At 32.0% G+C, this 24,289-nt stretch carries 24 protein-coding genes; 9 read left to right on the top strand and 15 right to left on the bottom strand.

Going from position 1 to position 24,289, the window contains the following annotated elements; translation table 11 throughout:
• Both BUC03_RS00830 and BUC03_RS00825 read left to right on the top strand, forming a co-directional pair.
• A complete protein-coding gene (locus BUC03_RS00830) occupies positions 1–1,221 on the top strand; it encodes a glutamate-cysteine ligase family protein (RefSeq protein ID WP_073147262.1) in 1,221 nt (406 codons plus the stop codon).
• Positions 1,218–1,910 carry an N-formylglutamate amidohydrolase gene (locus BUC03_RS00825; protein ID WP_073147260.1) on the top strand — a complete coding sequence of 231 codons (693 nt, stop codon included), beginning with the start codon at positions 1,218–1,220 and terminating at the stop codon, positions 1,908–1,910. Before BUC03_RS00830 ends, BUC03_RS00825 begins: the two co-directional genes overlap by 4 nt.
• Here BUC03_RS00825 and BUC03_RS00820 read toward each other — a convergent pair.
• Both BUC03_RS00820 and BUC03_RS00815 read right to left on the bottom strand, forming a co-directional pair.
• Positions 1,870–2,472, bottom strand: coding sequence for a pseudouridine synthase (locus tag BUC03_RS00820; RefSeq protein WP_073147258.1), 603 nt, complete (start codon positions 2,470–2,472; stop codon positions 1,870–1,872). The genes BUC03_RS00825 and BUC03_RS00820 overlap by 41 nt on opposite strands.
• A gap of 189 nt (positions 2,473–2,661) precedes the next feature.
• On the bottom strand, positions 2,662–3,426 hold the full coding sequence (locus tag BUC03_RS00815) for a helix-turn-helix transcriptional regulator (protein ID WP_262493962.1): 765 nt from the start codon (positions 3,424–3,426) through the stop codon (positions 2,662–2,664).
• Between the two features lie 226 nt (positions 3,427–3,652).
• Between BUC03_RS00815 and BUC03_RS00810 the strand changes: the two genes are divergently transcribed.
• Positions 3,653–5,191 carry a succinate CoA transferase gene (locus tag BUC03_RS00810; protein WP_394333498.1) on the top strand — a complete coding sequence of 513 codons (1,539 nt, stop codon included), beginning with the start codon at positions 3,653–3,655 and terminating at the stop codon, positions 5,189–5,191.
• A 6-nt stretch (positions 5,192–5,197) separates the two neighbouring features.
• Here the strand turns inward: BUC03_RS00810 and BUC03_RS00805 are convergent, their stop codons facing one another.
• From BUC03_RS00805 to BUC03_RS00790, 4 genes are all read right to left on the bottom strand, one after another.
• A complete protein-coding gene (locus tag BUC03_RS00805) occupies positions 5,198–6,013 on the bottom strand; it encodes an AraC family transcriptional regulator (RefSeq protein ID WP_073147252.1) in 816 nt (271 codons plus the stop codon).
• A gap of 214 nt (positions 6,014–6,227) precedes the next feature.
• Entirely contained in the window at positions 6,228–6,713 is a 486-nt protein-coding gene (locus BUC03_RS00800) for a ferritin-like domain-containing protein (protein WP_073147250.1), read from the bottom strand.
• A gap of 131 nt (positions 6,714–6,844) precedes the next feature.
• Complete coding sequence (locus tag BUC03_RS00795) at positions 6,845–7,798, bottom strand: transketolase family protein (RefSeq protein ID WP_073147248.1); 954 nt, start codon at positions 7,796–7,798, stop codon at positions 6,845–6,847.
• A gap of 37 nt (positions 7,799–7,835) precedes the next feature.
• A complete protein-coding gene (locus BUC03_RS00790; protein ID WP_073147246.1) occupies positions 7,836–8,684 on the bottom strand; it encodes a transketolase in 849 nt (282 codons plus the stop codon).
• Between the two features lie 195 nt (positions 8,685–8,879).
• Between BUC03_RS00790 and tgt the strand changes: the two genes are divergently transcribed.
• The 5 genes from tgt (at position 8,880) to BUC03_RS00765 (ending at position 15,222) form a co-directional block, all read left to right on the top strand.
• The gene (gene tgt, locus BUC03_RS00785) at positions 8,880–10,010 is read left to right on the top strand and encodes a tRNA guanosine(34) transglycosylase Tgt (RefSeq protein WP_073147244.1); all 1,131 of its coding nucleotides are present in this window, start codon (positions 8,880–8,882) and stop codon (positions 10,008–10,010) included.
• 1 nt (position 10,011) lies between these two features.
• A complete protein-coding gene (locus BUC03_RS00780; RefSeq protein WP_073147242.1) occupies positions 10,012–11,088 on the top strand; it encodes an LptF/LptG family permease in 1,077 nt (358 codons plus the stop codon).
• 102 nt (positions 11,089–11,190) lie between these two features.
• The gene (locus BUC03_RS00775) at positions 11,191–12,144 is read left to right on the top strand and encodes an acetyl-CoA carboxylase carboxyltransferase subunit alpha (protein WP_073147240.1); all 954 of its coding nucleotides are present in this window, start codon (positions 11,191–11,193) and stop codon (positions 12,142–12,144) included.
• Positions 12,145–12,311: 167 nt separating this feature from the next.
• The gene (dnaB, locus tag BUC03_RS00770) at positions 12,312–13,853 is read left to right on the top strand and encodes a replicative DNA helicase (RefSeq protein ID WP_073147238.1); all 1,542 of its coding nucleotides are present in this window, start codon (positions 12,312–12,314) and stop codon (positions 13,851–13,853) included.
• Positions 13,854–14,037: 184 nt separating this feature from the next.
• The gene (locus BUC03_RS00765) at positions 14,038–15,222 is read left to right on the top strand and encodes an asparagine synthetase B (protein WP_073147982.1); all 1,185 of its coding nucleotides are present in this window, start codon (positions 14,038–14,040) and stop codon (positions 15,220–15,222) included.
• 7 nt (positions 15,223–15,229) lie between these two features.
• Here the strand turns inward: BUC03_RS00765 and BUC03_RS00760 are convergent, their stop codons facing one another.
• Positions 15,230–16,183: an OmpA family protein gene (locus tag BUC03_RS00760; RefSeq protein ID WP_073147236.1), complete on the bottom strand. Its 954-nt coding sequence runs from the start codon at positions 16,181–16,183 to the stop codon at positions 15,230–15,232.
• Positions 16,184–16,237: 54 nt separating this feature from the next.
• Between BUC03_RS00760 and BUC03_RS00755 the strand changes: the two genes are divergently transcribed.
• Entirely contained in the window at positions 16,238–16,660 is a 423-nt protein-coding gene (locus BUC03_RS00755; RefSeq protein WP_073147234.1) for a secondary thiamine-phosphate synthase enzyme YjbQ, read from the top strand.
• Here BUC03_RS00755 and BUC03_RS00750 read toward each other — a convergent pair whose 3' ends face one another.
• From BUC03_RS00750 to htpG, 8 genes are all read right to left on the bottom strand, one after another.
• The gene (locus BUC03_RS00750) at positions 16,661–17,461 is read right to left on the bottom strand and encodes an HAD family hydrolase (RefSeq protein ID WP_073147232.1); all 801 of its coding nucleotides are present in this window, start codon (positions 17,459–17,461) and stop codon (positions 16,661–16,663) included. It abuts the gene before it with no gap.
• Between the two features lie 100 nt (positions 17,462–17,561).
• Entirely contained in the window at positions 17,562–17,906 is a 345-nt protein-coding gene (gene rplT, locus BUC03_RS00745) for a 50S ribosomal protein L20 (RefSeq protein ID WP_073147230.1), read from the bottom strand.
• 101 nt (positions 17,907–18,007) lie between these two features.
• Positions 18,008–18,205, bottom strand: coding sequence for a 50S ribosomal protein L35 (gene rpmI, locus BUC03_RS00740; protein ID WP_073147228.1), 198 nt, complete (start codon positions 18,203–18,205; stop codon positions 18,008–18,010).
• Between the two features lie 53 nt (positions 18,206–18,258).
• Positions 18,259–18,774 (bottom strand): translation initiation factor IF-3, encoded by a 516-nt coding sequence (infC, locus tag BUC03_RS00735; RefSeq protein ID WP_073147226.1) that lies wholly within the window; start codon positions 18,772–18,774, stop codon positions 18,259–18,261.
• A 59-nt stretch (positions 18,775–18,833) separates the two neighbouring features.
• On the bottom strand, positions 18,834–20,780 hold the full coding sequence (gene thrS, locus BUC03_RS00730; protein ID WP_073147224.1) for a threonine--tRNA ligase: 1,947 nt from the start codon (positions 20,778–20,780) through the stop codon (positions 18,834–18,836).
• Positions 20,781–20,853: 73 nt separating this feature from the next.
• Positions 20,854–21,699: a hypothetical protein gene (locus tag BUC03_RS00725; RefSeq protein WP_073147980.1), complete on the bottom strand. Its 846-nt coding sequence runs from the start codon at positions 21,697–21,699 to the stop codon at positions 20,854–20,856.
• Positions 21,700–21,718: 19 nt separating this feature from the next.
• A complete protein-coding gene (locus BUC03_RS00720; RefSeq protein WP_073147222.1) occupies positions 21,719–22,210 on the bottom strand; it encodes a hypothetical protein in 492 nt (163 codons plus the stop codon).
• Positions 22,211–22,290: 80 nt separating this feature from the next.
• On the bottom strand, positions 22,291–24,174 hold the full coding sequence (gene htpG / locus BUC03_RS00715; RefSeq protein ID WP_073147220.1) for a molecular chaperone HtpG: 1,884 nt from the start codon (positions 24,172–24,174) through the stop codon (positions 22,291–22,293).
• Between the last annotated feature and the right edge of the window lie 115 nt (positions 24,175–24,289).

The following is a 24,289-nucleotide window of genomic DNA, read 5'->3' as shown; positions in this document are numbered from 1 at the left end:
ATGAAAAAATACCATCTTTTTGAAGTATTTGGCATTGAGCTAGAATATATGCTCGTAAATAAAATGAACCTGAAAATTGCTCCGCAAGTAGATGAATTGTTACTATTGAAGCAAGGTGAAATCACTTCTGATGTAGAAAACGGAGAAATTGCATGGAGTAACGAATTGGTAGCTCACGTAGTGGAGTTAAAAACCAACGGACCGGCGAAAGATTTAAAAAAACTAAGCGATCAATTTCATCAAAATATTTTGGAAATTAATGAGTTGCTCGCAATAAAAGGAATGCAATTATTACCAACGGCATCACACCCAATGATGAATCCGTTAACAGATACTCAACTTTGGAAACATAGCTATTCTGAAGTTTATGCACTTTATAACCGAATTTTTAATTGCAAAGGTCACGGTTGGGCAAACGTGCAAAGTATGCACATAAATTTGCCGTTTTATGATGATGAAGAATTTGAAAAACTGCACGCTGCAATTCGGGTTTTACTTCCGTTATTACCAGCTTTAGCAGCAAGTTCACCGATATTTGAAGGAAAAGCTACCGGTTTTAAAGATAGCCGAATGCAGGTTTATAAAACCAACCAGAAAGAAATACCGGTATTGGCTGGTAAAGTAATACCGGAGCAGGTTTTTAGTAAAGCAGCTTATTACAAGGAAATTTTTGAACCAATTAATCAAGCGATTATACCTTACGATACCGAGAAAATTTTAGAACATCATTTTCTAAATTCTCGTGGAGCCATTGCTCGTTTCGATAGAAATGCCATTGAAATACGTGTTTTAGATCTGCAAGAATGCCCTAAAGCAGATTTGGCGATTGCCATGTTTGTAGTGGTAGCTTTAAAATGGATGATCAATCATTTAGATATTGAAAAATTGAAACTCTTACACGAAGATGAATTATTTTCAATTTTAAATGAAACTATTCTTTCTGCGGAAGAAGCGAACATAGAGGATGTTGAATTTTTATCGGCTTTTGGTTTTACTGAACAGAACTACACCGCTCAAGAAATTTGGCAAGTGTTATTTGAAAAAGTAAAAGATAAACTGAATGGCGAAACACAAGAAACGCTTCAATTTATTCTGAAAAACGGTTCACTTTCTACCCGAATTTTAACAGCTTTATATGGAAACTTATCAGAAGAAAATATGGTAAAGGTTTATCAAAAACTAGCAGATTGTTTGCAAGAAAATAAACTGTTTGTAAGTTGAAATTAATCATTACTTGTGAGCACGGCGGAAATGAAATTCCGCCGGCTTATCACGCTTTTATTCAGCATAAAAAACAAGCGCTAAATTCTCATCGTGGTTACGATCCGGGAACTTTAGATCTGTTTGAAGAAGTGAAATATTTAGCTGATTTTAGTCTCAAATCTGAAGTAAGCAGATTGCTTGTCGAGTTGAATAGATCTTTGCATCATCGGCAATTATTTTCTGAAGTTTCAAAAGAATTTTCAGTAGAAAAAAAAGAAGAAATACTTCAGCAATATTACTTTCCTTATCGAAATTCAGTAGAAAAGCAAATAGAGACTTGGATTCGTTTAAATGAAAAAGTGGTTCATTTATCTTTACATTCGTTCACTCCAATTTTCAACGGAATAGAGCGAAATACTGATTTTGGTATTTTGTATGACTCATCAAAAACGAACGAGAGAAATTTCAGTAAAAATTTTAAACTTCAGCTTCAACAAGAATTACCACAATTCAAAATAAGATTCAATTATCCATATTTAGGAAAAGCCGATGGTTTTACGACATATCTTCGCAAGAAATTTCCAGAAAATTATATAGGTGTTGAGTTAGAAATTAATCAGAAATACGCTGCAGAAAATCAATTTTCAGTAAAAATAAAATTAGCTATTATTCGTGTGCTTGAGCAACTTCTGGAAAGTGATGATTAAGAGTTTCTGTAATCTCTATCACCTCTCCGGCAGTCATTTTATCTATCGTTATTTTGTCTACACGGTAGCGCACTAAACGTAAGGTAGGAAAACCAACAGCAGCAGTCATTTTTTTTACTTGTCTAAATTTTCCTTCGGTAATAGTAATTGATGCCCAACTTGTAGGTCCGTGGCGTTCGTCTCTAATTTTTTTAGCACGTTCAGGTAGGTTGGGTATTTCAATTATTCTTGCTTGGCAGGGTTGGGTTAGGTATTTTTTTCCTTGAATTCCAATTTCTACGCCTAATTGTAATTTTTTAATGGCTTCATCAGTAATAATTCCGTCAACTTGCACATAGTATTCTTTTTCTACAGAATTACTCAGTACTGCGTAACTCATTTTGCCGTCGGTACTTAAGAGTAGTAAACCTTCAGAATCTTCATCTAAACGCCCAATAGACATAGTTTCTGTAGGGAAATTGTACAATTCACCCAGCATTTTTTTCTTTTTAGCTTGTTTTTGATTAGTTATAAATTGACTTAAATAACCGTAGGGTTTGTACAGTTTAAAATGACTATGCATAGATATTTACTCTATTTTTTGAAATGAATGATACTTCAATTTTTAAAAATTTCCAAATGACGATTATAGAAAATTAAATTATTGAGACTTGGCAAATGAATCATCGTACAAATATGTTATTAATTAGTCAACTTACAGAAGAATTAAAATATGGTATTTGGGAGTGAAATAAAATTTAACCTTATTCTATTAAGCTTTAGACATAGTAGAAATATAATTTGATTTGTAATATTCTGTAGGGCGTTTGCCTACAATTTTTGTAAATGTATTGCTAAAACTAGGTAAGCTACTGTAACCAACCATTAAAGCAATTTCTGCAATAGTGTATCTACCTTCAATTATATATTCTATAGCCGTAAAAATTCTAAGTAGAGTGTAATATCTAATAAAAGAAATACTCATATCTTTTTTAAAAAGACGATGCAAAGTTCTTTCACTTACTAAAAACTGTTTAGCAATATCTGTTAAGGTCCAATTTTTACTAAGGTCTTTGCGTAATAAATTGGTAACTCTTTTTAAACGCTCATCGTTAGCTAATGGTAAATTTAAAAGTATAGGTCTGTTAGAAATTTGCGGCAGTAAAACTTTAAACGCTTCTACAATAGGAAATTTATCTTTTTCTGTAGGGCAAATATTTCCGTTCCATTTTTCTGTAAAAAGTAATAATTGCATCAGCATATCATTGGCAGGGTAAATACCTTGGGTAAAATAAAAAGGATGGTCGCTTTCATGTACAGGAAAATATAAATTTCTCATCACAACTTTAGGAGAGCTAGGGTAAATGGCATGTTCTACTCCAGGCGGAATCCACATAAAATGTCTGGCAGGCAAATAAAACTCTTCCGTTTCATTTTTAACATATACCAAGCCACCTTCGGTATACAAAAATTGTGCTTTTTGGTGAACGTGTTTTTCTATAAAAACTTCGCCCATAGGGTTGTGGTAACAATAGATGCTTTTAGGCTCTTTGTCTACCTCTGTTAGATAATATTTAGGCTGAATGTTATTAATAATATTCGGTTTGGCTTAAATGGATAACTTATTGGCTAGTTAAGATAATTAATGATTATCAAGTTTGCATAAATTGCTATCAAATAATTAATAATTCACATTATAACACTTTTAAAATATTCAAATATACACTTAAAGTGTTATTTTTTGTAAAATACATAAATAAATGATGAAGGATAATAGGTTATTGTTTGACAAGTATAAAAGTAAAATTTTTAGTGCAGATAAAGCGGCAAAACTAATTAGAAATGGAGATGTTGTTGGTGTTAGTGGTTTTACTAAAGCTGGAGATAGTAAAGCAGTGTTACCTGCATTTGCAGAACGTGCTGGAGAAGAGAATTTACAAATAACCTTGATTACTGGAGCATCTTTAGGTTACAATACAGATGGGGCTCTTGCAACTAATCACGCATTAGCTAAAAGAATGCCTTTTCAGGCAGATAGTACTTTAAGAAAAGAAATAAATGCAGGTAATATTTTATATATAGACCAGCATTTAAGTGAAACCGCAGAGCAATTACATAACGGAGATCTTCCTAAAATAAATATAGCTATTGTAGAGGCAATAGGGGTAACAGAAGAAGGCTATTTAATACCTACTACGTCTGTAGGGAATTCTGCAACATTTTTGGCAATGGCAGACCGTATTATTATAGAAATTAATGAAGCGGTGCCGTTAGAATTTAACGGAGTTCATGATATTAAACTTCAAAAAAAATCACCTAATAGGGAAATTCTTGAAGTTACCTCTTGTGAGACTAGAGTAGGAGATACTTATATAAAATTAGACCCTAATAAAGTAGAAGCAATTGTATATACTAATAAACCTGACGCACCTGCTAGAATTGCTGATCCAGACAAGAAAACGATTTCGATAGCTAAACATTTAATGCAATTTTTTGAAAAAGAAGTAGAAGAAGGGAAACTAACTAAAAGTTTACTACCATTACAGGCGGGTATTGGTAAAATAGCAAATGCAGTTCTTGCAGGTTTTTTAAATAGTCCGTTTGAAGATTTAAAAATGTATTCTGAAGTATTACAAGATAGTACCTTTCAGCTAATTGACGCGGGAAAAATGAATTTTGCATCTGCATCATCCATCACTGTTTCAGAAGAATGCTATGCTAATTTTATAAAAAACTTTAAAAATTATAAAGATAAAATTGTTTTAAGACCTCAAAATATTAGTAATTCTGCAGAGGTAATTAGGCGTTTAGGGATTATTGCAATTAATACCGCTATAGAATTTGATATATATGGTAATGTAAATTCTACCCATTTAACAGGAACTAGAATGATGAATGGTATTGGTGGCTCTGGTGATTTTGCAAGAAACGCACACCTCAGTATTTTTGTATGTCCGTCAATTTCTAAAGAAGGGCGTATTTCTCACGTAGTGCCTATGGTTTCTCATACAGATCATACCGAGCATGATGTAGATATTTTAGTAACAGATCAAGGTTTGGCAGATTTAAGAAATTTGGCTCCGAGAGAGAGAGCTCAAAAAATTATAGACAATTGTGTACATCCAGCTTATAAAGAGCAAATGCAAAGTTATTTTGATCGAGCAAAATTAAAACAAGGACATACCCCACATATTTTGCAAGAAGCATTTAGCTGGCATACTAGTTTAGATGAAGAAGGTACAATGCAATTACAAACTAAAGCTGAAAGCTTAGTATCTAAAAAAGATTTCAGCTTTAGTTAATGTAAATTATTTTAATATTTCGGCGCCTCTTTGGTAATCTGAAGGGCGCTTACCTATTACTTTATAAAAGGTGTTACTAAAAGTTGGAATACTAGAGTAACCCACTTTAGAAGCTATTTCACTAATGCTGTATTTTTTTTGTGATAAATAATCTATCGCTTTATACATTCTTATAATCGTGAAAAATTTAATAAAAGATATATTGATGTCTTTTTTAAATAATCTATGTAGCGACCTTTCATTAATATTAAACTTGTTAGCCAATTCAGAAAGCATAATATTCTTATCTAAATTATTGTTCAAAAAAATACTAACTTCATTCAACTTTTCATTTTGAATTTTCGGTATAGTAAAGTTGATAGGTTTTTTAGAAAAATCTGGAAGTAAAACTTTTATTGATTGAACAATAGGGTATAGTTTTCTATTACTTTCTTCAATATCACCTGTCCAATCTTTGGTATGTAATAGTAGTTGTAATAACAAATCATTAGCAGGATATACTCCAACATTGCTATAATACTCTACCTCATCTTGTTTTATAGGAATGTATAAAGTTCTTATTAATACTTCTTTTGAATTTGAATAGATTGAATGAGCTACTCCTTTAGGTATCCATATGTAATGATTACCTGGAACAAAATAAATTTTTTCATCTGTTTCTACTTGCAGAGTGCCACCTTCTACATAACTAAGTTGACCTTTGTTGTGTGTATGTTTAGAAAATGAATTTTGCTCTTCTACGTTGTGTAAATTGTGATAACAGAATATACTTTCTGGATTTTTATCTACTAGCTCTAAAAATTTTTCTTGATTATTAACCACTTATAAATGTCTATAATTAATAAATACTTTAATATTTAAATATTTTAAGTAAATGTTAACTAAATATACCCTTTTTTACACTTTTTATAGTTAAACGTTAGTATGTTTTTTTGTTTTTGGCTTAATTTTGTCTTTAATTAATATTTTTTTAAGTTTTTAATCAAAAAAAATAGGAGTTATATTCTAACTCCTATTTTTCTTGGTAAGTTTACTTTTATTGCCAATTAGTGTTTAAATCTTCTAACTTTTTAATGTTATGTACGGTCTCTTTAATTTCTGATAATTGAGTGAGAAGCGTACTTTTAATTTCTGTTGGGTAATTGTATTTGTTCAATTTTTCTTCATACTCTTTAATACTGTTTTTGTCACCTCTAATACATTCTTCTAAAACAGCTTCAGAATCGTTATTGGTAAATGCAGTTTTAATGTCTATCCAAGCTCTATGTAAATCTCCTGCAGAACTTCCTTTTTCAATAGGTTTTTCATTTAAATCATGAATGTGTTTATCTAATTCTGTAGCAAATCTATTTCTCTTTACAGCTTGAAATTTTAGATATTCTTTTAGGTTTGGGTTATCAGTATCTTCTAATGCTTTTTTAAAACCTTTTTCTGCATCATAATTTTTTTCTAATAATGACTGTAGGTTGTCTACAAGGTCATTATGTATGTTTTCTTTTGCTTCTTCAATGGTAGTTTTCATAATTTATTTTTTTTAGTTTTATATAAATTTACATGAAACTACTTGCATTAAATTGCTAGTTAGTAATTGTTTAACAACAAAAAAAAAGCCTTTCTGAAACAGAAAGGCTTTTTTATATATAAGATTTTTTTTTATTTTCTTTTAATAACTTTTTCTGCAGCAATTTTAATTGCATTTGCATTTAAGCCATATTTTTCCATCAATTGAGCTGGTGTACCACTTTCACCAAAAGTATCTTTAGTAGCGATAAATTCTTGTGGAGCAGGAGCATTTTCAGCTAAAACTCTTGCAACACTTTCACCAAGACCACCTAAAAAGTTATGTTCTTCTGCAGTAACAATACAACCTGTTTTGTTTACAGATTTAATTATAGCTTCTGCATCTAAAGGTTTGATAGTGTGTATGTTAATTACCTCTGCAGAAATTCCGTTAGCTTCTAATTCTTCCGCAGCAATTAATGCTTCCCATACTAAGTGTCCAGTTGCAACAATGGTAACGTCTGTACCTTCTGTTAATTGTACTGCTTTACCAATTTCAAATTTTCCGTTTTCAGGAGTAAAGTTTGCAACTTTTGGTCTTCCAAAACGTAGATAAACAGGTCCGTCATGTTCTGCAATTGCAATGGTAGCGGCTTTGGTTTGGTTGTAGTCACAAGTATTAATAACCGTCATACCTGGTAACATCTTCATTAAACCAATATCTTCTAAAATTTGGTGTGTAGCGCCGTCTTCCCCTAAGGTTAAACCTGCGTGAGAAGCACAAATTTTTACATTTTTACCAGAGTAAGCTACACTTTGTCTTATTTGATCGTAAACTCGGCCTGTAGAGAAGTTAGCAAAAGTACCTGTAAATGGTATTTTACCACCAACTGTCATCCCTGCAGCCATTCCAATCATATTTGCTTCTGCAATACCTACTTGAAAAAAGCGTTCTGGATGATTTTCTTTAAATTCGTCCATTTTTAAAGATCCAGTAAGATCTGCACAAAGTGCAACTACATTTTCATTAGTTTTACCTAATTCTGCTAGTCCTGCACCAAACCCTGATCTTGTATCTTTTTTACCTGTATCTGTATATTTTTTCATTTTTCTTGATTCTGAATTAATAGTTGTAGAAATAAATTTAGTAATCTCCTAAAGTTTCAGCATTTTGCTGTAACCCTGCTTCTAATTGTTCATCGTTAGGAGCTTTACCGTGCCAAGCGTGAGTATGCATCATAAAATCTACGCCATTACCCATTACTGTTTTTAATAAAATACAAACAGGTTTTCCGTTACCTGAAAGTTTTTTAGCCTCTTGCAGACCTTTAATTACTTCTACAATATTATTTCCTTTTTCAACTTCTAATACTTCCCACCCAAAAGCAAGAAATTTATCTTTCATATTACCCATTGGTAATACATCATCTGTAGAGCCGTCAATTTGCTGTCCGTTTAAATCTACGGTTGCAATTAGGTTATCTACTTTATGCCCTGCAGCGTACATTATTGCTTCCCAATTTTGTCCTTCTTGTAATTCACCATCTCCTAGAAGAGCAAAAACAGTATGCGTATCGTTGTTTAGTTTTTTGGTTTCTGCGGCACCAATAGCAACAGATAAACCTTGCCCTAAAGAGCCAGATGCCATTCTAATACCAGGTAAACCTTCGTGAGTAGTAGGGTGACCTTGTAAGCGAGAGTCTAAAAGTCTAAATGTGTTCAATTCTTCTACAGGAAAAAAACCGCTACGAGCTAGAACACTATAAAATACAGGAGAAATATGCCCGTTAGATAAGAAAAATAAATCTTCATTTATTCCATCCATCGTAAAATCTGTACTGTACTCCATTATTTCTTGATAAAGAGCAGTAAAAAATTCTACGCATCCTAAAGAACCTCCTGGATGTCCAGAACTTACTTTATGTACTTGCCTAAGAATATCTCTTCTTACTTGGGTTACAAAATCTTCTAATTGTTGTGTGTTTTGTGGCATTTTTAAATGTGTTGTTTCAATTTATGCAAAAGTAAGTCTAATTAAAAGGCTATAAAAGAAAATACGATTCATTTATTAACTTTTTATTGTGAATAATTCAATTTTCAACTTTATAAGTATTAACTCTTTAATTCTGTAATAAAAAAATTCGGCATTTATTATAGATAGTTATCTTTGCCATCCATATATGATATTATGAAATTTGATCTTTTAAGTACAGATATAAATAGTAAAGCCAGAGCTGGAGAAATTACAACAGATCATGGTAAAATTGAAACTCCTATTTTTATGCCCGTTGGTACAATTGCTACGGTTAAAGGAGTTCATCAAAAAGAATTGAAAGAGGAGATAAACCCTGATATAATTTTAGGTAATACCTATCACTTATATTTAAAACCTAAAACTGAAATTTTAAGGAAAGCTGGCGGAATTCATAAATTTATGAATTGGGATAGAAATATCTTAACAGACAGTGGCGGGTATCAAGTATATTCACTTTCTGCAAATAGAAAGATAAAAGAAGAGGGAGTAAAGTTTAAGTCACATATTGACGGATCGTATCATTTTTTTACGCCAGAAAATGTAATGGAAATTCAACGTACCATTGGAGCCGATATAATTATGGCTTTTGATGAGTGTACACCTTACCCTTGTGATTATAGGTATGCAAAAAAATCTATGCACATGACCCATAGATGGTTAGATAGATGTATTAAGCATTTTGAAAAAACACCACCGTTATATGGTTATGAGCAATCTTTATTTCCAATTGTACAAGGGAGTACTTATAAAGATTTGAGAAGACAATCTGCAGAATATATAGCAAATGCTGGTGCCGTTGGTAATGCAATTGGTGGCCTTTCTGTTGGTGAACCTGCGGAAGAAATGTATGCAATGACAGAAGTTGTTACAGAAATTTTACCAGAAGACAAACCTAGATATTTAATGGGAGTAGGTACACCTATTAATATTTTAGAAAACATTGCATTGGGAGTAGATATGTTTGATTGTGTAATGCCAACCCGTAACGGAAGAAACGGAATGTTATTTACCGCTCACGGAACCATTAATATAAAAAATAAAAAGTGGGAAGATGATTTTTCTGCAATAGATGATATGGCCATAACTTGGGTAGATACAGAATACTCAAAAGCATATTTAAGACATTTATTTACCGTAAATGAAATGCTTGGCAGGCAAATTGCTACTATACACAATTTAGGTTTCTACCTCTGGTTAGTTAGAGAAGCAAGAAAACATATTTTAGCAGGAGACTTTAGAGTTTGGAAAGATATGATGGTTAAACAAATGGATAAAAGGCTGTAAATTGAAAATTTTAGATTGGTACATACTTAAACGCTATTTAGGAACATTTTTTATGCTTTTGTTACTGTTTATACCTATTGGTATTACTGTAAATTTAGCTGAAAAAATAGATAAAATATTTAAAAATGAAGTTCCTTTTATAGAGGTAGTCTACTACTACATAGATTTTACCATCTATTTTGCTAATCTATTATTCCCTTTATTCTTATTTCTCTCTGTTATTTGGTTTACTTCAAAATTAGCTAACAATACAGAGGTTATCGCATTTTTAAGTTCTGGAGTTTCTTTTTATCGTTTTTTAAGGCCGTACTTAATAGGTGCAACTTTGGTATGTATTGGGGCCTTAGTTTTAGGGATGTATTTAGCCCCAAAAGCAAGTGCAGGTTTTAACGATTTTAAGTATAAATACTTGAAAAACAGTTCTGATGTGCAAGAAACTAAAGATGTATATAGACAGATAAATGATAATGAGTTTATTTACGCAACCAACTTTCAGCCAAAAAAACTATCTGCAAGAAATTTTACTTTAGAGCATTTTGAAGGGAATGAACTTAAATTTAAAATTAAAGCAGACCGTTTAGAGTTTAATAAAGACTCTGCCTACTATACTTTAACTCGTTACGAAAAAAGAACAGTAGGAAAAACAAATGATATATTAGAAAGCGGAAATAAATTAGATACTATTTTACCTTTTGAAATAGATGCTTTAACTCCTGTTTCTTACATAGCAGAAACATTAAACTACCAAGAACTTAATAAATTTATAGAGCAAGAAAAAAGAAGAGGCTCTGGTAATATCAACATCTATCAAGTAGTAGCATACAAAAGGTGGAGCATACCTGTTTCAGCTTACATATTAACTATTATAGCTGTTTCTGTTTCAGCAATGAAAAGGAGAGGAGGTATGGGAGTTAATCTAGCAGTAGGGATAGCAATAGCTTTTACTTATGTATTTATGGATAAAGTGTTTGGTACCATTGCAGAGAAATCTACATTTTCACCCATTATAGCAGTTTGGTTCCCCAATATAGTTTTTGGAATACTAGCATTTTTCTTGCTTAGAAAAGCAAAAAGATAAAATCTTTTGAGATTATACTGTTATATTCTAAAATTTAAACTTTTCAGTCTTAGAAGTTTTATATATTTGTAAGCTATAATTATAAAAAGCCTTATTCATATTATGGAATATTTAGAATTTGAGTTGCCCATTAAAGAGCTTCAAGAGCAATATGAAAAAGCTTGCGCGATAGGAAAGGATAGTGAAGTAGATGTAAGCTCAACTTGTAAACAAATAGAAAAGAAACTTAGCGATACCAAAAAGGAAATCTATAAAAACCTTACGGCTTGGCAAAGAGTTCAATTATCAAGACACCCTAATAGACCTTATACATTAGACTATATTAATGCTCTTTGTGATGGTAACTTTCTAGAACTACACGGTGATAGAAATGTGAAAGATGACAAAGCAATGGTTGGTGGTTTAGGTAAAATTGGAGATCAATCATTTATGATTATTGGTCAACAAAAAGGGTATAATACCAAAACACGTCAATATAGAAATTTCGGGATGGCTAATCCTGAAGGTTACCGTAAAGCATTGCGCTTGATGAAATCTGCTGAGAAATTTGGTATACCTGTATTAACTTTTATAGACACTCCAGGAGCATACCCGGGGTTAGAAGCAGAAGAAAGAGGGCAAGGGGAAGCTATTGCAAGAAATATACTTGAGATGACACGCCTTAAAACATCTGTATTTGTAGTAGTAATAGGTGAAGGTGCTAGTGGTGGTGCATTAGGTATTGGTGTAGGAGATAAAGTGATGATGTTAGAAAACTCTTGGTACTCTGTAATTTCTCCAGAAAACTGCTCTTCTATACTTTGGAGAAGCTGGGATCATAAAGAACAAGCAGCAGAGGCATTAAAGTTAACTGCAAAAGATGCTAAAAAATTAGAGGTGATAGATTCTATTATTAAAGAACCAATTGGTGGTGCACATAGTAATAGAGAAGAAATGTTTAAAACACTTAAAAAAGTAGTTTTAGAATCTTATGAAGAAGTAAAAAACTTATCACCAGAAGAATTAATAAAAACTAGAATGGATAAATATTCTAATATGGGAGTATTTAAAGGATAAACGCTTCTGTACAAAACTTCTTGAAAAAATCCAGATGTTAAATCTGGATTTTTTTATACTTATTAACAAGATTATTAAGTTATTAACAAGCAAATTGTTTACAAACAGTGAACTATCTGCAAGGCTAAAATAGGCTCTTGTGTTAACATTTTTTTTACATTCGTGATATGGAAAAAGTACAAGCACCAAAACAATATAATTACACTAAACGTAATGTAATCAATCTTGAAAAAGGTAAAATACCACCTCAAGCAACTGATTTAGAGGAAGTTGTTTTAGGGGCAATGATGATTGATAAAAAAGGGGTAGATGAGGTAGTAGATATACTACACCCAGATGCTTTTTATAAAGAAGCGCATCAGCATATATTTGAAGCTATCTTTACTCTCTTTAAAGATGGGTCTCCAATAGACTTATTAACCGTTTCTAATCAATTAAAGAAAGACGGTAAGTTAGAAGCAGCTGGAGGTGATTATAATATCATTCAGCTTACTCAAAAAGTTTCATCTTCTGCGCATATTGAGTTTCATGCTAGAATTATTCTGCAAAAATATATTCAAAGAAGTTTAATTAAAATTTCAAATGAAATTATTGAAGACTCTTATGATGAGTCTACAGATGTTTTTGATTTATTAGATAAAGCAGAATCTAAATTATACGAAGTTACTCAAGGAAACATTAAAAGATCTTCAGAAACCGCCCAAAGTTTAGTAACTCAGGCATTAAATAAAATTGAAGAGATTTCTAATAAAGAAGGTTTAAGTGGTATACCTTCTGGTTTTGAAAAATTAGATAAATTAACTTCTGGTTGGCAACCCAGTGATTTAATTATTGTGGCAGCAAGACCTGGTATGGGTAAAACAGCTTTAACCCTTTCTATGGCAAGAAACATTGCTGTAGACCAAAAAATACCTGTTGCATTTTTCTCTCTAGAGATGGCATCTGTACAGTTAATTACTCGTCTTATTTCTTCTGAAACAGGTTTGTCTTCAGAAAAATTAAGAACAGGAAAATTAGAAACACACGAGTGGGAACAGCTAAATGTAAAAGTAAAAGATTTAGAGAAAGCTCCACTGTTTATAGATGACACACCTTCTCTTTCTATATTCGATTTAAGAGCAAAAGCTAGACGTTTAGCCTCACAACACGGAATAAAATTAATTGTAATAGATTACTTGCAATTAATGACAGCTTCTGGAGCAGGAGGAAATCGTGAGCAAGAAATATCTACTATTTCTAGAAACTTAAAAGCATTAGCAAAAGAGTTGAGTGTGCCAGTTATCGCTTTATCTCAGCTGTCACGTGCTGTAGAAACACGTGGAGGTAGTAAGAGACCATTACTATCTGACCTTCGTGAATCTGGTGCAATTGAGCAAGATGCAGATATTGTGTCGTTTATTTATAGACCAGAATATTATAAGATTGAAGAGTGGGATGATGAAGAGCGATCTCCAACAGATGGTCAAGCAGAATTTATTGTAGCAAAACACAGAAATGGTGGATTAGAAAATATAAGACTGAAGTTTGAAGGGCATTTAGGTAAATTTAGTAATCTAGAATCTTTTGACTCTCCTTTTGAGTTTCATTCTAAAATGAATGATGGAGAAGAAGAAAACCCATTTGGTGGTACTCCTAATTTCCCTTCTGCAGATGAAGCTTTTGGTAGACCAGCAGAACCAAGTAACGATGATAATGAGGTTCCTTTCTAAAAGTTTAGAAAAGAAATTCAATTAGAATAAATTTTGTTTATATTTTAGGGTTGAATTGTTTCTGATACTTTCAGAATTAATTCAACCTTTTTTAATTTAAATTTTCAGTATGAAAAAATACCTCTTAATACTTTTTATTCTAATACTCCCATTACGTAATTACGCATCTTATGTACTTATACCTATGGATGCAGAGTCTCAAACAGATCATTTGAAGGCTTACGGAATTACTTACTGGGTGCTTAATAAACAACAAAAAGTAAAGTGGTTACTTAATTATCGAGGAGGTTCTTTTTTAATGCCAGATACAGAAGAGCTAAAAAAAGAATGCAAAATAAGAGGAGTTGCTTTTGAAGTGATAAGTGATGCTAAAACTCAAAATATTTTAGAAGAAATAGAAAGTCCATCTCAAAATATGGATGCGGTAATTTTAGAAAAAGCTCCAAAAATAGCAGTTTACACTCCTAACGGAAATGCCCCTTGGGATGATGCTGTAACTATGGTACTTACTTATGCAGAAATACCATACGAGACGGTTTACGATAAAAAAGTGCTAGATAATGAGTTATTGTTGTATGATTGGTTGCACTTGCATCACGAAGATTTTACAGGTCAATATGGTAAATTTTATAGAGCTTACAGGGCAGCCCCTTGGTATATAGAAGAAAAAAGAAATGCAGAGCAATTAGCACAAGAATTAGGTTTTGCTAAAGTCTCTGAAGAGAAATCTGCAGTTGCTACAAAAATTAGAGATTATGTAATTGGTGGTGGTTTTATGTTTGCTATGTGTAGCGCTACAGATAGTTTTGATATTGCACTATCTGCAGAAGGGGTAGATATTTGTGAACCAATGTTTGATGGTGATGCAAGTGAAGCTGGTTATCAAAATAAAATAAATTACAATAATACATTTGCTTTTACAGATTTTACTTTAGAGCGTAACCCGATGGTATACGAATTTTCTTCAATAGATATGACAACCAAGCGAAGAATACCTAAAGAAACAGATTATTTTAGTTTGATGAATTATTCTGCAAAATGGGATCCTATACCAACTATGCTTTGTCAAAATCATACCGCGTTAGTTAAAGGTTTTATGGGGCAAACTACCTCTTTTAATCGTGATGAGATAAAACCTACTGTATTGGTAATGGGAGAAAATAAAACTAATGGAGAAGCTCGTTACATTCACGGTATTAAAGGCAAAGGTTTTTTTACATTTTATGGAGGCCACGATCCAGAAGATTATCAGCATAAAGTAGGAGACCCAAAAACAGAATTGTCATTACACCCTAACTCTCCGGGTTATCGTTTAATTTTGAACAATGTTTTGTTTCCTGCAGCAAGAAAGAAAAAGCAAAAAACATAATTAAATATTACGGCTGTTTATAAAAATCTTTATCAGGTATTACAATAATTTCAACCCTTCTGTTTTCTTGTCTTCCAGCAGAGGTCTTGTTAGTAGTTATTGGTTGAGTTTCTCCAAGAGACTTTACATCAAAAGTGTAATTATTGGCATTTGCTTTTAATTGTTTAATCAGGTATTCTTTTACACTTATAGCCCTATTAAAACCTAATTTCTCATTGTATTGGTGAGATGCTTGGTTATCTGTATGTCCTTCAATTATAATTTTAGCTTTAGGTATTTTATTTAATCCTATTATAAAATTATCTAAGGTTTCTGTTGCTTTATTTTTTAGTTGAAACTTATCTAAATCAAACAAAAGACTAGCATCTATATTTACTTTTAAAACCCCGCCAATAGCTCCAATAGCATCAATATCTGCACCTGCAGTTGGCCCATCACAAAAAGAACCTAGGTCAATTAGTTTAATGTAATAATAGATTGTTTTTTCTTTCCCGTTTTCTGCAGAAGAAATATCTACGTAAGAAGAGCCTCCAGAGGTATCTCCAATAGTAATCCAATTTTTTCCATCGGTAGAAATTTCAACTTTAAATGCTTCAATAGATGGGCCAACTTCAAAAAAATATAAATCGGGACCATCAATATCTATAAAACCATTATTTTTAAATTCTACAACCAACACTCCACCACACCCTAATGACAGACAATTACTATCTGGGTAGCTGGTAAAATCTGGAGCGCCTAATGCATTTTTAGCCTTCGTGTATGCTGGTAGAGCTTTAGGTTTACCTTCTTTAAAATATGTTACTTTATCTGCAAAAGAAATTTCGCCTAAAGGCATAAAAACCTCGCCCTTACTCGTGCTGTAAATTTTTTGAAAATCTATATGTGTAAAATCTACCTTTTGTGAAAATAGATTTAATGCCGAAAAAAGAATTGTCAAAAATGTAAAAAAATACTTCATCCATAATTTATTCTCTATAAATTTAATTATAATGAAATTTAAAATGTAGAGAACATGAAAATATTTCAAAAAGAATTGAAGCTAAATAAAAAAACTAGAGGAATGCATCTTGTTACGGAAGAAGTTTTAAAACAAATTCCAGAAATAAGTAGCATAAATGTTGGTGTAGTAAAGCTGTTTATTAAACATACTTCTGCAGGGTTAACTATAAATGAAAATGCAGATGTTACTGTTAGAGAAGATTTTGAAGCCCATTTAAACGTAATGGTTCCTGAAAATCAACCTTATTATAAACATACCTATGAAGGACCAGATGATATGCCGGCTCATATTAAATCTTCTTTAATGGGGAGTTCTATAGAAATACCAATTACTCAAGGAAGGTTTAACATGGGGATTTGGCAAGGCATTTATTTGTGTGAGTTTAGAAATAATGGTGGCTCTAGAAAATTGATTGCAACAATTTTTGGTGAGTAATTAGCTGTTTAAAATTTGTTCAATAATATATTCAACTCCATTTTCATCATTACTTTTGGTGCTATATTTGGCAGTATTTTTCACGTTAGGGTGAGCATTTGCCATTGCAAAACTAAAATCTGCTAATTTTAGCATTTCTAAATCGTTATTATAATCTCCAAAAACAGCGGTGTTAGTAGCGTCTATTTTTAGTAAATTTTGCAACTTTAATAAGGCATTACCTTTATGTGTTTCCATACTAGATATGTCTACCCAATGCTCTCCAGATACTTTTACTTGTAATTCATCTTTAAACACTTTAGTAAAAGGGTAGATGTAATCTTCTGCTTCTTTAGGGTGATATATTGCAATTTTAAAAAAATCATCTTGAGATACTTCTAATAAATCTTCTACTTTCTCATATTCTACATAAAACTCTTTAAAAAATTCTATAAAATTTTCATTATTAGATTCTATGTAAGCTCTTTTTTTTCCGCAGATTACTATTTCTGCTTTTTTAATTTTTCTAACTTCTGTTACAATTTTTTTAATTGTAGCTAGTGGTAGGGTGTAGGTATTTAAAATTTTATCTGCCTGCATGGTTATCCCGCCGTTTTCAGCAATTACATAAATTTCATTTTTAATAGAAGATAATTTTTGTTTTATACTATAAAATTGTCTTCCACTGGCAGCGCAAAAAGTTATATTTTTTTCTTTTAATTTTTTAAATAGTTCAAAAAAATGTTCGCTCACTTCTCCTTTATTATTAAGAAGTGTACCATCCATATCTGATACAATTAATTTTATGTTAGAAAAATCCATAGCTTTTAGTTTATTTTGGTTTGCAAAGGTGTATAAAATAAAAATCCGGTTCAAATTAGAACCGGATTTTTTATATAAGAGAGATAATAGATTGTTGTATTTATTTTACTTTCTCTACGATGGCTTTAAAAGCTTCTGGATGATTCATTGCTAAATCTGCAAGTACTTTACGATTTAACTCAATACCGTTAGCTTTTACTTTACCCATAAATTGAGAGTAAGACATTCCATTTAAACGAGTTGCAGCATTAATACGAACAATCCATAAAGAACGGAAATTTCTTTTCTTGGTTTTACGGTCTCTATAGCTATACAACATTGCTTTTTCAACCGCATTTTTAGCTACTGTCCAAACGTTTTTACGACGTCCGAAGTAACCTTTTGCTTGCTTCATTACTTTTTTTCTTCTAGCTCTTGAAGCAACTGAATTTACTGATCTTGGCATAATTTATTGTTTTTTTGTAGTGGGCGGTCTTTATTTTATGATGACACTTTAATTGAGCCCAACTCCAGGGTTTAAAATTTATTTTAACCGATTAAACTTGATTACTTTAAACGTAATTGAAGTTTAATGTTACTTTCGTCAGCTTTATGTACTAATGTACTGTGAGTTAACGCAAGCTTACGTTTTTTAGACTTCTTTGTTAAGATGTGGCTTTTAAACGCGTGCTTTCTTTTAATTTTACCAGTACCAGTTAACTTGAAACGTTTTTTGGCACTAGATTTAGTTTTCATTTTAGGCATTGTTGTCCTTATTTTAATTATCTCTACTTATATTATTGTAAACAGAAATTCTGTTATTTTGTCTTTTTAGGAGCCATAAACATAGTCATACGTTTACCTTCTAATTTTGGCATTTGTTCTACTTTACCAAACTCTTCTAAATCTTGAGCTAGACGAAGTAGTAAAATCTCTCCTTTGTCTTTAAAAACAATAGAACGGCCTTTAAAGAAAACGTAAGCTTTTAATTTAGCACCTTCTTCTAAGAACTTTTGAGCGTGATTCTTTTTAAATTCGTAATCGTGATCATCTGTGTTAGGACCAAAACGAATCTCTTTAATCACTACCTTAGTAGCCTTTGCTTTAATGGCTTTTTCTCTTTTCTTTTGCTCATAAAGGAATTTTTTATATTCCATTACTTTTGCAACAGGCGGATTAGCATTTGGAGATATTTCAACCAAATCTAAACCAAGTTCTTCTGCGATTGCTAAAGCTTTTCTAATAGGGTAAACATCCATTTCTACGTTATCACCTACTAAACGAACTTCTTTCGCGCGAATTTTATCGTTAATTCTATGCGGATCTTCCTTAATTTGTCTTAACGGACTTCTTGATTTTTTTCTACGTATTGCTATGACTATATAATTTTAAATTAAACTTCAAATGATTTTAGAGAAGTACCTATTTCTGCTTTGATAAGTTCTGCAAATTGCTCAACTTTCATTGCTCCTAAGTCTTCTCCACCGTGTTTACGTACAGAAACCGTGCCGTCTTGCTCTTCTTGTTCACCAATAATAAGCATATATGGCAATTTATTCATTTCTGCTTCACGAATTTTCTTACCCATGGTCTCGCTACGGTTATCAGCAAGGCCGCGAATTTCGTGATTTTCTAACAAATTTAAAACTTTTTTAGAATAATTTTCATATTTCTCACTCAAAGACAGGATAATAGCCTGCTCTGGCATAAGCCATAGTGGAAAATTACCTCCAGTGTGTTCTAATAAAATGGCAATAAAACGCTCCATACTACCAAAAGGAGCACGGTGAATCATTACCGGTCTGTGTAAGTTATTGTCACTACCTTTATAAGTTAGGTCAAATCGCTCTGGTAAATTGTAATCTACTTGTATGGTACCAAGTTGCCAGCTTCTGCCTAATGCATCTTTTACCATAAAGTCTAATTTTGGACCATAAAAGGCAGCTTCACCTGTCTCTATGACATAGTTTAGACCTTTTTCTTTGGCTGCATTGATAATAGCATTTTCTGCTTTTATCCAATTTTCATCTTCTCCAATATATTTTTCTTTATTCTCAGGGTCTCTTAAAGAAACTTGAGCTGTAAAGTTTTCAAAACCTAAAGAGCCAAAAACATAAAGTACTAAATCTATTACTTTTTTAAATTCTTCATCTAATTGATCTGGAGTACAGAAAATATGCGCATCATCTTGAGTGAAACCTCTTACACGAGTTAAACCATGCAATTCTCCACTTTGTTCGTATCTATAAACGGTACCAAACTCTGCAAAACGTTTTGGTAAATCTCTGTAACTCCAAGAAGTTGCATTGTAAATCTCACAATGGTGAGGGCAATTCATAGGTTTTAATAAAAACTCTTCTCCTTCATTTGGAGTGGTAATAGGCTGAAAGCTATCTTCTCCATATTTAGCATAATGCCCTGAAGTTTCGTATAGTTCTTTTTGCCCAATATGTGGTGAAACCACCATTTCGTAACCTGCTTTTTTCTGAGCTTTCTTTAAAAAGTTTTCTAATCTTTCACGTAAAGCAGCTCCTTTTGGTAACCAAAGGGGTAAACCTTGACCAACTCTTTGTGAAAAAGTAAAAAGCTGTAATTCTTTACCTAATTTACGGTGATCACGTTTTTTAGCTTCTTCTAAAAGTTCTAAATATTCTTTTAATTCTTTTTGTTTTGGGAAAGTAATGCCGTAAACACGAGTTAATTGTGGGTTATTTTCGTTACCGCGCCAATAAGCTCCAGCAATGTTCATTAATTTAACAGCTTTTATTATGCCTGTATTAGGGATGTGCCCTCCACGGCATAAATCTGTAAAGCTATCGTGATCACAAAAAGTAATATCTCCATCTTCAAGATTTTCAATTAATTCTACCTTGAATGGATTATTTTCATTTTTGTAAAAATCTAATGCATCTTGTTTAGAAACAGATCTCATTGTGAAATCGTGTTTACCACGAGCAATTTCTAACATTTTATCTTCAATTTTCTTGAAGTCGTTTTCAGAAATTTTATGCTCACCAAAATCTACGTCATAATAAAACCCTTTATCAATAGCAGGACCTATGGTTAATTTAGAACCAGGGTAAAGCTCTTGAATAGCTTGTGCTAACACGTGAGAAGAACTGTGCCAAAAGGCTTTTTTACCTTCGTCATCTCTCCACGTAAACAATACTAAAGAACCATCTGTGGTTAATGCGGTTTTTGTTTCAACGGTGGTACCGTTAAATTTTGCAGAAATTACATTTCTTGCTAAACCTTCACTAATGCTTTTAGCGACATCCAACACTGTGGTTCCGCTTTCAAATTCTTTAATACTGCCGTCTGGCAAAGTTATTTTGATCATGATTTAATTTTAAAGCTACAAAGATAGAAGTATAATTAATCTTTACAATAGCGTTTACAGGGTTTAAATTAAATTATTTCTTTACTTCTACTGCGTTTTCAGGAACCTCAAAATTAACCTCGCTAGCAGATAGGTATTTTAGGTTAGATATCTCTGTATCTCCAATTGGTTCACCATAAACTCCTTTCTCTTCACTCCAATTATAAAAGTTCCAGTATTTTGCTACAGGTACATCTTTAACCGTGAAGTATTGGTTGTAAACAATTGCGTGTGGGTTTTCTTCTGCTTTTTCAACATCTTTGCCAAAAGTAACTATGTATGCAGCTGCTTTTAAAAGGTTAGTTTGTTTGCTAGCATAAATTACGTACCAATCGTCTGGAGCATCCCCAATATTACCTTCAAATGTTAGTTTTGCAGAATTATATTCTGTGCTATCTATGCTTCCTAAGTTTCTTTCTTGTTTTTCTTGCCATTTTGTACCGTTATCTGTTAACTTAAAAGGCATAGCAAAGAAGTATGGCCATGTAAATATATCAAATCTAGCGCCACTATAGTTTTTTTCTTCTGGGTATAAAAATACACCGTTCCCATCGTAAACAATCGTAGTACTGTCTTGCTTTTCAATTTTTATTTTTGTTGAATTGGTAAGCATTGTTACTTTACCTTTTAATCTTTCTTGTCCGCCAAATCTCACAGTGATATCAAAGGCTACTGCTTCATTTTTAAAAAAGTCTTCTTGATGGTGTGTGGTAGAAATACTTTCTGCTAATTGTCTTGCAGGAGTTTTTTCTGCCTCTGTAGAGGTTTCTTCTACTGCTACAGGCTCATTTATATTTTCGTCTTCTGTAGTTGTTTTAGGGTCGTTTTTACAACTAACAAATAGGATTGCTGTAAATAAGAAAAGGTAAATGTTTTTCATGTTTTTGTTTTTAGTGGAATTATTTAAAAATATTATATAAGGTTGCAAATACAAAAGTAACTGCGATTACCATAGTCGTTTTTATTTTAGAACCTTTCAAGTGTAAGTAAAGCATAAGTGCAAGTTGGTAAGGTTCAATAGTAAAAAAAGTTTCAAATTTATAAACACCGTTATCAAATAAAGCACTTTGGTTATTTAGTGTAGCAAGTGTTCTATCTTTATTATCAATTAATTGCGTTCCGCCTTTCCAACTAGAAATGCCTTTTATTTTTACTTCAGAAATTGTTGATTTTAAATTCTTGAAAGAATTAGTTTTTTCAAGATTATCTATTTTTTTTTCATTTTTAAAAACTTCAATCATGTTTTTACTAATGTTGAATTGAATGTTTTCGTTACCGTTATAAAAAATAACTTTACTATTATTTGTAATATTCAACGTTCCTATTTCTTCAGAATAGTTGTTTGTAAATAAAAAACATCCATCTTTATAAGTTGCAGTAAATTGTTGCATACGTTTATAGGTTTACACAAATATAAAAAAACCACCTTAATAAGCTAAGGTGGTTTTTATAATATTGAGATTGAAAAATCTTACTTAATCATCTCGAAACTACGTTTAACAAAGTTAGTTAACTCTTCACCTTTTAATAAGTTTTGAGATAAACGTGCAAGATCTAAAGATTGTTTAATTATACGTTCTTGTTCTGCTTCTTCTTTGCCAACTAGACTAGAAATTAAATCGTTATTAGTGTTAACTACAAGGTTGTACATTTCTGGCATATTCCCCATTCCAAACATACCGCCACCGCCGCTTTGTTGCATCTCTTTCATACGACGCATAAACTCTGGTTGGGTTATAATTAGCGGAGCCGCAGTACTGTCCATAGCTTCTAATTGTATGGTGTACTTTTCTTTTGGTACAACTTTTTCGAAATCTGCTTTTAGTTTTTCTTGCTCTTCTTCAGAAAGTTTAGAAGTTTTATTTTCATCTTTCTTAATCAAGTTATCAATGTGATCACTGTCTACACGAACAAACGAGATATTTTCTTTAGAAGTTTCTAATTTCTGGATTAAATGCGGAACAATTGGCGTATCTAATAATAATACTTGGTAACCTTTGTCTTTTGCAGCAGAAATATAACTGTGTTGCTCATCTTTATTAGAAGCATAAAGAATCACCATTTTACCATCTTTATCGGTTTGGCTGTCTTTAATTTTTTCTTCTAATTCTTCGTAAGTGAAATATTCTCCATCTACGGTTGGGTAAAGTGTGAATTTCTGAGCTTTTTCAAAGAATTTATCTTCGGTAAGCATTCCGTATTCAATAACTACTTTAATATCGTCCCATTTCTTTTCGAAATCTTCTCTATTGTTATTGAAAAGAGATTTTAATTTATCTGCAACTTTACGCGTGATGTAGCTAGAAATTTTCTTCACCGCACCATCGGCTTGTAGGTAAGAACGAGAAACGTTTAACGGAATATCTGGTGAATCGATTACCCCTTTTAGCATTGTTAAAAATTCTGGAACAATACCTTCTACATTATCGGTTACAAAAACCTGGTTTTGGTAAAGCTGAATTTTATCTTTCTGCATTGCCATATCGTTGTTTAACTTTGGGAAGTATAAAATCCCGGTTAAGTTAAACGGATAATCTACATTTAAATGAATGTGGAATAAAGGCTCTTCAAATTGCATTGGGTACAACTCACGGTAAAAGCTATTGTAGTCTGCTTCTTCTAAATCTGTAGGTTGCTTTGTCCAAGCTGGCTCTGGGTTATTAATAATGTTATCTACCGTTACTTTTTTAGCCTCTTCCTCTTCTGGGGCATCTTCAGCTTTAGGTAAAGTTTTTTCTTTAGTACCAAACTTAATTGGTACAGGCATAAATTTGTTATACTTGATAAGTAGTTCTGAGATTTTATTTTCTTCTAAAAACTCTTTTTCATCATCGTTTATATGAAGAATAATTTCACTACCTCTTTCTGTTTTGTCTGATGGCTCTAAAGAAAAATCTGTAGTACCTTCACAAGTCCAATGTGCTGCAGGCTCATCTTTATAAGATTTGGTAATAATTTCTACTTTATTAGCAACCATAAAGGCAGAGTAAAACCCAAGACCAAAGTGTCCAATAATTCCGCTATCTTTTGCAGAATCTTTGTATTTTTCTAAAAACTCTTCAGCTCCAGAAAAAGCCACTTGGTTGATATATTTTTCTACCTCATCTTTAGTCATCCCAATTCCTTGGTCTATAATATGAAGTGTTTGGTTTTCTTTATCAACTTTAACCTCTATTACAGGTTTGCCATATTCTACATCAGTTTCTCCAATGCTAGTAAGGTGTTTTAATTTTAAAGTTGCATCTGTAGCGTTAGAAATTAACTCTCTTAAGAAAATTTCATGATCGCTATAAAGAAACTTCTTAATGAGCGGGAAAATATTTTCTACCGAAACATTAATTTTTCCTGTTGCCATATCTATATATTTTATTTTAGTGTTTAGGCTTTCTAGAAGTCAAAAAAAATACCATTACAAACAAAATGACAAACTGACAGCGAATTAAAAAAATGTGTCATTATTAATTATGTAA

Source organism: Mesonia phycicola (genome assembly GCF_900141885.1).
GTDB classification, from domain to species: Bacteria; Bacteroidota; Bacteroidia; order Flavobacteriales; family Flavobacteriaceae; genus Mesonia; species Mesonia phycicola.
This window is presented reverse-complemented; position numbering and strand designations above follow the sequence as displayed.